Genomic DNA, 10,916 nt, shown 5'->3' with positions numbered 1-10,916 from the left:
TGGCGCAGCCAAACACAGCGAGAGGAGGTGCAGCGAAGCAAACCGTAGGCGCTGCCCCCCGGATCAATCCCGGAGCGAAGGAACCCGAGCCACAGCGAGGGCCGAACGTCAGGGCAAAGCCTTTTCGGTTACCTTTTCGGCGTTTGGAAAAGGTGACTCGCCGTAAGGGCGAAACCCTAAGCCGCCGTTACCGCAGCAACGGATATGCCCCCCATCCAATTGACTCAAATCCCCCCCTCATGCTCTCCTACACAACTTGTTACGGGTGCCCTTCACAGGGTGAAACGGGAAACCGGTGAATCATGTGCTTTACTCAAGCCCATGTCAGTCCGGTGCTGCCCCCGCAACGGTAAGCGAGCGAAGCGTCAAAACCACTGTGCCCGTGCGGCATGGGAAGGTGACGCTTGCAGGTCGGCCTGACGCCAACCCCTCGTGAGCCCGGAGACCGGCCCGCAACACACAGTCCGCACCTTGTGCGTCGCTGAACATAACAAACCCGCGGTGGGCGGGCGCTGTTCGAACCTCTGCGAGCCCGACCCGCAGGGGTTTTCATGCGCTCGATTCACCCACTGACACTCCAGAGGGAAGCGCCATGTCGATCATCAGCAGCACCGGCAGCAACACGGACAAAATCGCCAGCACCACCACCCTGAGCCAACGCCTGAGCGCCGCGATCTTCGCGTCGATCCTCGGCGCCAGCCTGGTCTACTTCGCCGGTTTCTCGCACATCGAAGCGGTGCACAACGCCGCCCACGATACCCGCCACAGCGCCGCGTTTCCGTGCCACTGAGACCTGCCGACATGATCAAGCGTATTGCGCAAACCGCAGGTTTCACCGGGCTGCTGGCCGCCCTGCTCCTCACCCTGCTGCAAAGCTTCTGGGTTTCACCGCTGATTCTTCAGGCCGAAACCTACGAGAAAGCCGAACCGGTGGCTGTTCATGAACACGCCGAAGGCGCCATGGCCGGCCACACCCACGATGCCGAAGCCTGGGAGCCGGAAGACGGCTGGCAGCGCGTGGTCTCGACCACTGGCGGCAATCTGGTGGTTGCGGTGGGTTTCGCCCTGATGCTCGCGGGCCTGTACACCCTGCGCGCCCCGACCAAAACCTCACAAGGTCTGCTCTGGGGTCTGGCCGGTTATGCCACCTTCGTTCTAGCGCCAACCCTGGGTCTGCCACCCGAGTTGCCGGGCACCGCGGCCGCTGACCTGGCCTCGCGACAGATGTGGTGGATCGGCACAGCCGCCTCGACCGCCGTCGGCCTGTCGTTGATCGCGTTCAGCCGTCACTGGCTGATGAAAGTCCTCGGCGTGGCCATTCTCGCCGTGCCGCACGTGATCGGCGCACCGCAGCCGGAAGTGCATTCGATGCTCGCGCCAGAAGCGTTGGAAGCTCAGTTCAAAATCGCTTCGCAGTTGACCAACGTGGCGTTCTGGCTGGCCCTGGGCCTGATCAGCGCCTGGTTGTTCCGCCGCAAAAGCGATGGCCAATACCACGCATGAGCCATGACAGCGCAGCGCCGACCTTCGTGGTCGGCCTGGGCTGCCAGCGCGGCTGCCCGGCCAGCACGCTGCGCGCGTTGCTTGACCAAGCCTTACAGGCACACCGTATTGAACTTGAAACGGTCAAGGCGTTGGCCAGCATCGACTTGAAGCGCGATGAGCCTGGCCTGCAAGAACTTGCCGCACAACTGGCCCTGCCCTTGCTGTATTTCAGCAGTGAAGAACTGGCCAGTTATCAGCAACGACTCAGCCACCATTCGCAAATCGCCTACGAACGCACCGGTTGCTACGGCGTGGCAGAAAGCGCGGCGTTGGCCCTCGCCGAACAGTTGATCCAGGCACCGGCAAAACTGCTGATTTCCCGGCAAAAATACGCTCAGGCAACGTTGGCATTGGCCGGCGCGGCGTAAAATCCCGATAATCCCCGCCATTGATCATGAGCAATCTTCATCTGAAGCGTTGCTGCGCCTCTTTTCCAAGGATTTAACGATGACCGTTTACTTCATCGGCGCCGGCCCCGGCGACCCGGAATTGATCACCGTCAAAGGCCAGCGGCTGATCCGCAGTTGCCCGGTGATTATCTATGCAGGCTCGCTGGTGCCGGCGGCGGTGCTCGACGGCCATCAAGCCGAGACGGTGGTCAACAGCGCTGAACTGCATCTGGAGCAGATCATCGAACTGATCAAGACCGCGCATGCCAAGGGCCAGGATGTGGCACGCGTGCATTCCGGCGATCCGAGCCTGTATGGCGCGATCGGCGAGCAGATCCGTTATCTGCGTGAGCTGAATATTCCGTTCGAGATCATTCCGGGGGTCACGGCGACGGCAGCCTGTGCCGCGTTGCTGGGTGCGGAGCTGACTCTGCCGGACGTTTCGCAAAGTGTGATTCTGACCCGCTATGCCGATAAAACCGCGATGCCGGCGGGCGAAGAACTCGGCAGTCTGGCGCAACACGGCGCGACGATGGCAATTCATCTGGGGGTCAACCATCTGGAGAAGATTCTGGCGGAGCTGCTGCCGCATTACGGCGCGGATTGCCCGATTGCAGTGATTCACCGGGCGACGTGGCCGGATCAGGATTGGGTGGTGGGGACGCTGGCGGATATCGCCGGGAAGGTCGAGGCCAAAGGGTTTCGGCGTACGGCGTTGATTCTGGTTGGGCGCGTTTTGGGCAGTGAAGTGTTTAGCGAGTCATCGCTGTATCGCGCCGGGCATGCTCATCTTTATCGCCCATAAAGGCCCTTTCGCGAACAAGCTCGCTCCCACATTGGGAATGCGATCAAATGTGGGAGCGAGCTTGCTCGCGAAGGCTTTCTTGAATTTCCGGCATAAAAAAACGGCGCTCACGGGGCGCCGTTTTTCATGTCCGCAGCGAACACCTTAGTAGTAGGCGTTTTCTTTCTGCGTGTGGTCGGTCACGTCGCGAACGCCCTTCAGTTCAGGGATGCGCTCGAGCAAGGTGCGCTCGATGCCTTCCTTCAGGGTCACGTCCGCCTGGCCGCAGCCTTGGCAGCCGCCGCCGAACTGCAGCACGGCGATGCCGTCTTCAACCACATCGATCAGGCTGACCTGACCGCCGTGGCTGGCCAGCCCCGGGTTGATTTCGGTTTGCAGGTAATAGTTGATGCGCTCGTTGACCGGGCTGTCGGCGTTGACCATCGGTACTTTGGCGTTGGGCGCCTTGATGGTCAGCTGGCCGCCCATGCGGTCGGTGGCGTAGTCGACAACAGCGTCGTCAAGAAACGCTTCGCTGAAGTGATCGATGTAAGCGGTGAAGCTTTTCAGCCCCAGCGCGGTGTCTTCAGGCTTTTCTTCGCCCGGCTTGCAGTAGGCAATGCAGGTTTCGGCGTACTGGGTGCCAGGCTGGGTGATGAAGACGCGGATGCCGATGCCCGGGGTGTTCTGCTTGGAGAGCAGATCGGCCAGGTAATCGTGGGCGGCGTCGGTAATGGTAATAGCGGTCATGGAAACTCCTCGCAGGCTTGGGCGCAGTTTACGCCAATCGTTGCGCCGGACAAAGTCCTAGTATTTTTGTCGGGAAAGATTCTCGTCAGGCTCATTGTCGATACAGGCTTTGAGCCAGCGATAGCTGCGCTTTTCCACCCATTCGTAGCTCAGCCAGGAACCGACGCCGATGGCCAGCGCGCACACGACAAACATCAAATACGCATTGATGCCGTAGCGCCGGGCCAGATATCCGCCTGCCGACAACACCAGAACGTGCATCAGATACACCGAATACGAGCAATCGCCGAGCAGTTTGAGGACACGACTGCGCTCGACATAACGCTCAAGCGAGATACACGCCATCACCAGCACCGCGCTCGGCGCCCCCCAGTTGAGCAACCTCGGCGCCGGTGCCAGGTGATAAATCGCCATTAACGCCGCGCCGATGGCGGTCAGCGGCAGCCACAAACCAGGGCCGATCCAGCCCCGGCGATAGAGCATGCCAATGCCGATCCCCAGCAGAAACTCATAGACGATGTCCGACCGATAAAACGCGCTGACCCAGCCAAACCCGGTCCACGCCTGGCACACCGCAAACAACAGCGCCGCGACCACCAGCAGGCGCACCTGCAAGCGAAACAGCAGTGCCCAGGCAAACAGCACGTAGAAAAGCATTTCGTAATTCAACGTCCAGCCGACATTCAACGTCGGATAGATACCGTAGCCGCCGGGATTCTCGGTAGGAATGAACAGCAACGACAGCAGCAGATGACCCCAGTCCACCGTTTGATCCGGCAGTAACGGCTGGGCGAACACCACCAGTAGCGCCATCAACAGCGTGTACAGCCAATACGCCGGGACGATGCGAAACAGCCGGTACAGCAGGAAACGCGCGGGCGGCAGCGGTTTGTTTTCGGTCGAGAGGAAAATTACCAGCCCACTGATGACGAAGAAGATATCGACGCCCACCGCGCCTTTGTCGATAAACAGTTGCCCAATCGGCCCGCGCGCTTTGAAGTCGAAGAAAATCTGCATGAAGTGGTGGCAGACCACCATCCACGCTGCAAGCGCACGCAGGGCTTGCACTGAAATCAACATCTGCCGCTCCCGATCACAATTCCTGAAACCACCGCAGACCCCTTGTAGGAGTGAGCCTGCTCGCGATGGCGGCGGCACATTCAACATCTCCAGTGCCTGATTCTCCGCTATCGCGAGCAGGCTCACTCCTACAGGGGTTTTGCGGTGTCGCTTGAAGTTGGGACAGCAGCCTCGCCTCAAATGATCAAAGATTCTCGTAGCGGTTCATGTCCAGCACGCCCTCTTCCACCGGGTCGGTTTCGTGCAGGTACTGGCTCAGATCATGGAAATAGAACCAGAATTGCGGATGGCTGCGGCGGATCCCCCAGCGTTCGACGATTTTCTCGAAGCGATTGGCATCCTTGGCATTTTCCATCGCATCGACAAATTCAGGCACCTGATCGGCAGGGATATTAAAGATGAAGTTCGGATAGCTGCTGAGCACGCCCGGGTAAATGGTCAGCGTGTCCAGCCCCGGCTGATAGCGCAGTGACTCACCGAGCAGGAACGCCACGTTGCTGTGCGCCCGGTTGCGCAGCAGGCTGTAGACCTCGCGTTTGCCGCTGACAGTTTCAACGCGCAGCATGGTGGCTTCCGGCAGTTGGTCGATGACCTTCAAACCGGCCGCCGGACGCGAAGTCAGGCGACTCAGCGCCTGCTCGGCGTTTTGCAGCGCCGGGTCGATATTCGGCCGCGAGCAATAAGCGCCGTCGCAACGGTTGATCGGATCAGGCCGCGCATTGAGATCGCCGTAACGCGCCAGCAACTGCATGGCGAAGTCGTATTTCGGGTCTTTCTCGTCGAGTTTCAGCGCGGTCGGTTTGTCGTCATCAATCGCCTCGTAATCGAGCCACATCTTGAACTGGCCGCTGCTCTGGTACCAATCGTCGAGGTAATCCTCGCGGGAATCGGCGGGCATCAGGCGCAGGAAGTTTTGTTCCGCACCGTTACGGATCAGATCGAAATACAGGCGGGTTTGTGCCTGATGGGACACGTTACCGAACACATCGAAGTTGACTGCCAACTGGTAATAGGTGCGTTCCAGCAGCGGATAGTCGAACAACCACATCGTCTGCGGCACCTCGCCAATCAGGCCTTTGGTCACCGAAGCACTGTCGAAGTGGCGGAAAATGCTCAGCAACGCGTTGTCGTTGCCAGCCCACAGCGTCGACCAGCTCGGAGCCGGTTGATCGGCATAACTGTCGCGGCGCAACGCCTCGTACTCGTTACGTTTGTTGCGGTAGTTGTGCCACAGGCTGAGGACGCTGCCGACATCGTCGTTCTGCCCCGGCATGGCCAACAACGGCGTGGCCTGGCCGCGGTAGTTCGGGTCGGTGATATAGAGGTCGTGTTCCGGTGCCTGGAACAGCGCCCAGAAGTTGTCGCGGATCACGTCGGTCGCAATCTGCCCACGGCACACCGGGCCACGAATAAAAGTACGGACAAAGTATTCGGCGTTATCGAGCATGAACTGATAACGCGCCTGCGCCGGAATCGCTTCGAACGTGGCAAACGGATTGGCGCGACTCTGCGGACCGTAACCGGGCAGCGCATTGGCCTGCCAATTGCCGCTATAGAACAGGCTTTTCACCCGCGCCATCTTCGCCGTACTCAGCGGATAAGTGATGTGAGTTTTATGCACGATCACCCCTTGCACCGGCCACAAGCGGTAATACACCTGCGTGCCCGGATCGTCGTTGGGACGACGGGTGGCGATCAGGTCGATTGGCTGACCGCTCGGAGTGCGCGAACGCACCCACTGGAAGTAATGCCCCGGCTCGCCATCCTTGAAATAGATGTGCGCGAGGTACAAGTGCTCGTAAAGCCAGCGTCCGACCAGACTCTGCCGGGCGCCGGGAGTATTAAGCAGATTTTCCCACTGGACGATTTGCAGCGCCTCTTTCGCGCTCGGCGCCAGGCCTTGCTCGTCAATCGGCGCACCCGAGGCCAGCCAGCGCTGCAGCGTCTGATATTGCTGATCGGTCAGCCCGGTCACCGCCAGCGGCATGCCTTCTTTCGGATGGGCACCGGCATAACCCTCAAATTCGGCCGGCAGCGCGCACATGTTCTCGCGATTCAGGCCCAGCACAATCTCTTCCGGGAGTTTGGCATTCGGCGTCAATGGCGTTTTGTGCCCGAGTTCGAGCATGCGCGCCATCAGCGCCGCCTGACTGCCTTGGGCATCGAGCACCGAATAGAAGTCTTTCTGCTGCCAGGCACGTTTGCCGAAGGCGTCGTAAAACAGCCGAGTGGTCGGTGCCGCTTGTGTGCGCTCGCCATCGTAAACCGGCATCTTGCTGGCGCCACGGGCCGCGCCCTCGCCACTGCCCAGGTTGAGCTGACAGGCCGAGTCGTAGCACGCATGGCAGGCCACGCACTTCTCGGTGAAAATTGGCTGGATGTCGCGGACGTAAGAAATCGACTGAGAAATGCCCGGCACAGTCGCTGGCTCTTGCGCCACGGCGCCCCAGCTGAGAAACAGCAACACAAAACCAATGACGCGGTAAGACATGCTGCTGATCCCGATTGTAAAAAAACGCCGCGATTCTACAGTATGACGCCCGTACCAACATGAGCGATATTCATGCAAAAGCCCCGCATGCTCCAAAAGCGCACAGGTTTGCTATGATCCCGCTCCTTCGTAATGGTCTTTCCGAGTAGTCCAAATGTCCGATCGCAGCGTCCGCCTTCAAGCTCTCAAGCAAGCTCTCAAAGAGCGCATCCTGATACTCGACGGCGGCATGGGCACGATGATCCAGAGCTACAAGCTCGAAGAACAGGATTATCGCGGCAAACGCTTCGCGGACTGGCCGAGTGACGTCAAGGGCAACAACGACCTGTTGGTGATCACCCGTCCCGATGTGATCGGCGGCATCGAGAAAGCCTATCTGGATGCCGGCGCCGACATCCTCGAAACCAATACCTTCAACGCTACGCGAATTTCCATGGCCGACTACGGCATGGAAGAACTGGCCTACGAGTTAAACGTAGAAGGCGCACGTCTGGCGCGCAAGGTCGCCGACGCCAAGACCGCCGAGAACCCGGACAAGCCGCGCTTCGTCGCCGGCGTGCTCGGTCCTACGAGTCGCACCTGCTCGCTGTCGCCGGACGTCAACAACCCGGGCTATCGCAACGTCACCTTTGATGAGTTGGTGGAAAACTACACCGAAGCCACCAAAGGCCTGATCGAGGGCGGCGCCGACCTGATCCTGATCGAAACCATTTTCGACACCCTCAATGCCAAAGCGGCGATCTTCGCCGTGCAAGGCGTGTTCGAAGAGCTGCACATCGAACTGCCAATCATGATTTCCGGGACCATCACCGACGCCTCCGGCCGGACCCTGTCGGGCCAGACCACCGAAGCGTTCTGGAACTCGGTGGCACACGCCAAGCCAATTTCCGTCGGCCTCAACTGCGCGCTCGGCGCCAGCGAGTTGCGTCCGTACCTGGAAGAGCTGTCGAACAAGGCCAGCACCCACGTGTCCGCGCACCCGAACGCCGGTCTGCCGAACGAATTCGGCGAGTACGACGAGCTGCCGTCGGAAACCGCCAAAGTCATCGAAGAGTTTGCCCAGAGCGGCTTCCTCAACATCGTCGGCGGCTGCTGCGGCACCACGCCGGGGCACATCGAAGCCATCGCCAAAGCCGTCGCCGGTTATGCGCCACGGCAGATTCCCGACATCCCCAAGGCTTGCCGCCTCTCGGGCCTGGAGCCGTTCACCATCGATCGCAGTTCGTTGTTCGTCAACGTCGGCGAACGCACCAACATCACCGGCTCGGCCAAATTCGCCCGGCTGATCCGTGAAGACAACTACACCGAAGCGCTGGAAGTCGCCCTGCAACAGGTCGAGGCCGGCGCGCAGGTGATCGACATCAACATGGACGAAGGGATGCTCGATTCGAAGAAGGCCATGGTGACCTTCCTCAATCTGATCGCCGGTGAGCCGGACATCTCGCGCGTGCCGATCATGATCGACTCGTCGAAATGGGAAGTGATCGAAGCCGGCCTCAAGTGCATTCAGGGCAAGGGCATCGTCAACTCGATCAGCATGAAAGAAGGCGTCGAGCAGTTCATCCACCACGCCAAACTGTGCAAGCGCTACGGCGCTGCGGTGGTGGTGATGGCGTTCGACGAAGCTGGCCAGGCCGACACCGAAGCGCGCAAGAAAGAGATCTGCAAACGCTCCTACGACATTCTGGTCAACGAAGTCGGCTTCCCGCCGGAAGACATCATCTTCGACCCGAACATCTTCGCCGTCGCCACCGGCATCGAAGAACACAACAACTACGCTGTGGACTTCATCAATGCCTGCGCCTATATCCGCGATGAACTGCCGTATGCGCTGACCTCGGGCGGCGTGTCCAACGTGTCGTTCTCGTTCCGTGGCAACAACCCGGTGCGCGAGGCGATTCACTCGGTGTTCCTGCTGTACGCGATCCGCGCGGGCCTGACCATGGGCATCGTCAACGCCGGTCAACTGGAGATCTACGACCAGATCCCGCAGGAACTGCGCGATGCCGTCGAAGACGTGGTACTCAACCGCACGCCAAACGGCACCGACGCCCTCCTCGCCATTGCCGACAAGTACAAGGGCGATGGCAGCGTCAAGGAAGCCGAGACCGAAGAGTGGCGCAGCTGGGAGGTCAACAAGCGTCTGGAACATGCACTGGTCAAAGGCATCACCACGCACATCGTTGAAGACACCGAAGAATCGCGTCAGTCGTTCGCCCGTCCGATCGAAGTGATCGAAGGTCCGCTGATGTCCGGCATGAACATCGTTGGCGACCTGTTCGGCGCCGGCAAAATGTTCCTTCCGCAAGTGGTGAAATCCGCTCGCGTGATGAAGCAGGCCGTGGCCCACTTGATCCCGTTTATCGAACTGGAAAAAGGCGACAAGCCGGAAGCCAAGGGCAAGATCCTCATGGCCACGGTGAAGGGCGACGTGCACGACATCGGCAAGAACATTGTTGGCGTGGTGCTCGGTTGCAACGGCTACGACATCGTCGACCTCGGCGTGATGGTGCCGGCGGAGAAGATTCTGCAAGTGGCCAAAGAGCAGAAGTGCGACATCATCGGCCTGTCCGGCCTGATCACGCCGTCGCTGGATGAAATGGTCCACGTCGCGCGTGAGATGCAGCGTCAGGATTTCCATCTGCCGCTGATGATCGGTGGCGCGACCACGTCCAAAGCGCACACCGCCGTGAAGATCGAGCCGAAGTACAGCAACGATGCCGTGGTCTACGTGACCGACGCCTCCCGTGCGGTGGGCGTGGCGACGCAGTTGCTGTCGAAAGAATTGAAGGCCGGTTTCGTTGAAAGAACCCGTGCCGAATACGTTGAAGTGCGCGAACGCACCGCCAACCGCAGCGCCCGTACCGAACGCTTGAGCTACGCCGCCGCGATTGCCAAAAAGCCGCAGTTTGACTGGGCGACTTATGAGCCGGTCAAACCGACGTTCACCGGCAGCAAGGTGCTGGACAACATCGACCTCAAGGTGCTGGCCGAATACATCGACTGGACGCCGTTCTTCATCTCCTGGGACCTGGCCGGCAAATTCCCGCGCATCCTCGAAGACGAAGTGGTCGGTGAAGCCGCCACCGCGCTGTACAAGGACGCGCAGGAAATGCTCGCCAAGCTGATCGACGAGAAGTTGATCAGCGCCCGTGCGGTGTTCGGCTTCTGGCCGGCCAATCAGGTGCATGACGACGACATCGAACTGTACGGCGATGACGGCCAGCCATTGGCCAAACTGCATCACCTGCGTCAGCAGATCATCAAGACCGACGGCAAGCCAAACTTCTCGCTGGCCGACTTCGTTGCGCCGAAGGACAGTGAAGTGACCGACTACGTCGGGGGTTTCATCACCACCGCCGGCATCGGCGCCGAGGAAGTCGCCAAGGCTTATCAGGACGCCGGCGACGACTACAACTCGATCATGGTCAAAGCCCTCGCCGACCGTTTGGCCGAGGCTTGTGCCGAATGGCTGCACCAGCAAGTGCGTAAAGAGCACTGGGGTTACGCCAAGGACGAAACCCTCGACAACGAAGCGCTGATCAAAGAGCAATACAGCGGCATCCGCCCTGCTCCGGGTTACCCGGCCTGCCCGGATCACACCGAAAAGGCTGCGTTGTTTGCGCTGCTTGATCCGCAAGCCGAAGAAATGCGTGCTGGCCGCAGCGGCGTGTTCCTCACCGAACACTACGCGATGTTCCCGGCGGCAGCGGTCAGTGGCTGGTACTTCGCCCATCCGCAGGCGCAGTACTTCGCCGTAGGCAAGGTCGATAAGGATCAGGTCGCCAGTTACACCTCGCGCAAAGGTCAGGAGCTGAGCGTGACCGAGCGCTGGCTCGCGCCGAACCTCGGCTACGATAACTAATCAAGACTTACG

At 60.1% G+C, this 10,916-nt stretch carries 8 protein-coding genes and 1 riboswitch; of the genes, 5 read left to right on the top strand and 3 right to left on the bottom strand.

The window, feature by feature from the left end:
• Positions 1-246 precede the first annotated feature (246 nt).
• Positions 247-468: riboswitch (cobalamin riboswitch) on the top strand.
• Between the two features lie 124 nt (positions 469-592).
• The 4 genes from ACWR1S_RS15935 to cobM all read left to right on the top strand — a co-directional run bounded on the left by ACWR1S_RS15935 (position 593) and on the right by cobM (position 2,739).
• Positions 593-790, top strand: coding sequence for a CbtB domain-containing protein (locus ACWR1S_RS15935; protein ID WP_454564167.1), 198 nt, complete (start codon positions 593-595; stop codon positions 788-790).
• Positions 791-801: 11 nt separating this feature from the next.
• The gene (locus tag ACWR1S_RS15930; protein WP_454564166.1) at positions 802-1,503 is read left to right on the top strand and encodes a CbtA family protein; all 702 of its coding nucleotides are present in this window, start codon (positions 802-804) and stop codon (positions 1,501-1,503) included.
• Entirely contained in the window at positions 1,500-1,913 is a 414-nt protein-coding gene (locus ACWR1S_RS15925) for a cobalamin biosynthesis protein (protein ID WP_454564165.1), read from the top strand. The genes ACWR1S_RS15930 and ACWR1S_RS15925 overlap by 4 nt, the downstream gene beginning before the upstream one ends.
• A gap of 79 nt (positions 1,914-1,992) precedes the next feature.
• Positions 1,993-2,739, top strand: a complete 747-nt coding sequence (cobM, locus tag ACWR1S_RS15920; protein ID WP_454564164.1) for a precorrin-4 C(11)-methyltransferase — start codon at positions 1,993-1,995, stop codon at positions 2,737-2,739.
• A 144-nt stretch (positions 2,740-2,883) separates the two neighbouring features.
• On the opposite strand, the gene nfuA is transcribed toward cobM, so the two are convergent.
• The 3 genes from nfuA to ACWR1S_RS15905 all read right to left on the bottom strand — a co-directional run bounded on the left by nfuA (position 2,884) and on the right by ACWR1S_RS15905 (position 7,039).
• Positions 2,884-3,468: a Fe-S biogenesis protein NfuA gene (nfuA, locus tag ACWR1S_RS15915; RefSeq protein WP_007912592.1), complete on the bottom strand. Its 585-nt coding sequence runs from the start codon at positions 3,466-3,468 to the stop codon at positions 2,884-2,886.
• Positions 3,469-3,525: 57 nt separating this feature from the next.
• The gene (locus ACWR1S_RS15910) at positions 3,526-4,548 is read right to left on the bottom strand and encodes an acyltransferase family protein (protein WP_454564163.1); all 1,023 of its coding nucleotides are present in this window, start codon (positions 4,546-4,548) and stop codon (positions 3,526-3,528) included.
• 184 nt (positions 4,549-4,732) lie between these two features.
• Complete coding sequence (locus ACWR1S_RS15905) at positions 4,733-7,039, bottom strand: fatty acid cis/trans isomerase (RefSeq protein ID WP_454564162.1); 2,307 nt, start codon at positions 7,037-7,039, stop codon at positions 4,733-4,735.
• Positions 7,040-7,193: 154 nt separating this feature from the next.
• On the opposite strand from ACWR1S_RS15905, the gene metH reads away from it, so the two are divergent.
• Positions 7,194-10,904 (top strand): methionine synthase, encoded by a 3,711-nt coding sequence (gene metH / locus ACWR1S_RS15900; protein ID WP_454564161.1) that lies wholly within the window; start codon positions 7,194-7,196, stop codon positions 10,902-10,904.
• Positions 10,905-10,916 lie beyond the last annotated feature (12 nt).

The organism is Pseudomonas sp. AIG (genome assembly GCF_977020205.1).
Note: the sequence above shows the minus strand (reverse complement) of the source record. Positions and strands in the feature narration are given on the sequence as shown.